General features: G+C 53.6%; 1 protein-coding gene. It reads right to left on the bottom strand.

The window, feature by feature from the left end; all coding sequences use genetic code 11:
- Positions 1-248: 248 nt before the first annotated feature.
- Positions 249-2,546: an LTA synthase family protein gene (locus WBG83_RS22180; RefSeq protein WP_336747561.1), complete on the bottom strand. Its 2,298-nt coding sequence runs from the start codon at positions 2,544-2,546 to the stop codon at positions 249-251.
- Positions 2,547-2,686 lie beyond the last annotated feature (140 nt).

The following is a 2,686-nucleotide window of genomic DNA, read 5'->3' as shown; positions in this document are numbered from 1 at the left end:
TTCATGATGCCGCTGAGTAACGGCAGATAACCGACTTCATAGAAATTTTCCATTTGCATCGTTGTATCCACTCCTGACCCGACTCTCGATTCTAGAACTCTAGCATACACCAAAATTGGCCATTTTCAGAGTCGTAGGGGTGCGGAATGTGAGTTCAAAGCAAAAAGCCGCTCTGCCCCTTACTCGCAGAAACGGCTTAACATGTTTATATTCAGCAGCCTTAAAGGGCTGTGGTCGCCTTATTCAGCCTATTCATCACCTGAAGCGAACTTCAGGCCACCCGCCAGCTTCCAGGTGTTGGAGATCGCTACAATCTGATCCTTGGAATCGATGATGCGCACCTGCATTTCGCCGGCCTTCATCGCTTTGTCTCCGGCCTTGAATTGCAGCTCTCCGCTGTCGGTCCATCTTGTTTCCTGCGGCTTGCCGTCCAGGTACACCTTGCTTTGCGGCGGGAAGAACTGTCCGTTCACTGTATACCAATTGCCCGGACTGCCGGCTGCTCCCTCATTCCGGACAACCGCCGTTCCTTCACTGCTATTGCCGTCCCCGGTTCCATCCTCTGTTCCAGCGGACTGCTCCGGCCCGGACAACGGCTTATCTGCGGACGGCCCAGCGGCTCCCGCCTTGATTCCGCCGCCTCCTTCGTCCGTCCCGATTCCCGCAGCAGCCGTTACCGCCGCCGGGAATGTTGAACCGACAACACTGTCAATACGCGGCTTGCCTTTACCGAGAACGAAGCCTGGTGAGGTAATGCGGTCTTTCAAGGGACCGTAAGCATACTGCTCTCCGAACAAAACATCATACTGGAGCGTTTCGTAATCCTTCAGGCTTTCCGGATCAATGTTCATTCCGGCGTAGCTGCCAGCCGGCGGAATGACGGGCACCCGCTTCGACAGCTTCGCCAGGAAGTCGGTGTAATAGCTGCCCGGCAGCTCGGCTTTTTCCAGCACCAGCGGCCCGAGGAAGGAAGGACTAATCCCGATGTCCTGGCGCGGCGCTTTCCGGTAATTATCCCACACCACGACCGGGACGCGGAACAGCTTGTTCAGCGTATCCGAATCGTCCGGCAGCAAGTACCCGGCTTCGCGGTACGATTTATAATCGTCTCCGAGAGAAGGCAGATGATCCCCGAAAAACACAAGGATCGTCGGCTCCTTGCTCTCCGTGTAATAGTCCACCAATTGCTTCAGCATGCGGTCCGCTCCGGTCAGGCCCTGAGCCAAGGTTTCCAGTTGGCCGCGCACATCCTCTGACACGCCTCCCTCCACCTTAATTGTGTTTTCCTTAAACTTTCCAGGCAAGTAATGGAAATGATTTTCCATCGTATTTGCAAAAATAAAGTGCGGACCAGGCTCGCTTTCACTCTGTTCAATAATATTCCGCGCCACTTCACGGTCCGCAATATACGGCCCTTCGTAATCCTGCTCCATAAATTCCATACTGATGAATTTGCCGAACCCGAACCGCTTATACACATTCTTACTGTTAAAAAACCAGCTATGGTAAGGATTAATCGCCGCAGTAACATATCCCTGCCGGCCAAGAATGCCGGCCAAGGAATCTACATCCCGGTTGATGTATTGATTATACGGAATCGATCCCTGCGGCAGGAAGCGCATCGAATTACCGGTCAGCACCTCAAATTCTACATTGGCCGTACCGCCCCCGAATTGCGGGGACAGCATCCAGCCGCTGGAGTAATTTCGGGCCAGCTCATGGAAGGTCGGAATGGGGTCCCGGCTGAAGGTCACTCCGGGCAGCTGAGTCGGATCCCAGAACGATTCGCTAAGCACCACAATAATATTCGGCTTTACGCCGGACTGGCCGGAAGGACCGTTTGCCGGCTCCCCCTTCGTCAGCGCTTCGACTGCCGATTGGTCGTATTGGGCCGGCTTCTCATGGGCGTACAGCTTCGTATTCAGCACAAAGGTAAGGGCCAGGCCGTTCGTCTCCACATTTTGCGACTGATCCCATGTGATCTGATTAATTTCAAACAGATCGGGGAGGGAGACCGGCTTGCCAAGCCCGATCATCGCCAGCAGAAGCAGGCCAGCCGCCCCCAGCAGCGTGCGCTCCTTCCAGGCCCAGCGCAGCTTCATCCAATGGACCTTGTGGACCAGCCAGCCCATCAGCACCAGAAATCCGGCCAAGCTGATTGCAAGCGAAATGGTCATAATGTTATTCAAGTACTGCACCATTGCGCCGGTTTCGCCGCTAAGCACGAAATCCCAGGGCAGCAGCGGAACGCCCAGTGTTTTGGCTTTGACTCCGCTAATCAGACCGAGCAGACTGAACAAGCCGAAGGTTATCCATACCGCCCATTTGGTTCGGCCGATTACCGCTGTGAGCAGCAGCAGCACCGCCCCCACCATAATCAAGTTTAATGTCCAAGCGGAGATCTGCCCCCCCCAGTTCAACACCGCACTCCAGCCGCGGCGGTTTAAGACCTCCATGCACAGTAATATAATAAGAGCAAATACCGCCAGATGGCAGCGGGCAGAAATATAGCTTCGAATTCGTAAAAATAAGCTCCCCCAGTTCATTGTCGTCCGCCCGTCCTTCTCTATTTATGTTTTCTTTCACTAGCGTTGCATTAATTTTCCCTGAATCTTCATAATTTTCTGTATTTATCTCATTCAGACGCAAAAAAATCCTTTACAATGGATTGGCAGGTAGTTCCTGT

It is taken from the genome of Paenibacillus sp. y28 (assembly GCF_037137075.1).
Taxonomy (GTDB): Bacteria; Bacillota; Bacilli; order Paenibacillales; family NBRC-103111; genus JBBBNV01.
This window is presented reverse-complemented; position numbering and strand designations above follow the sequence as displayed.

What these genes read in the sequence shown, in the direction of transcription:
- WBG83_RS22180 (WP_336747561.1), bottom strand. Translation starts at nt 2,546, where the DNA reads ATGAACTGGGGGAGCTTATTTTTACGAATTCGAAGCTATATTTCTGCC.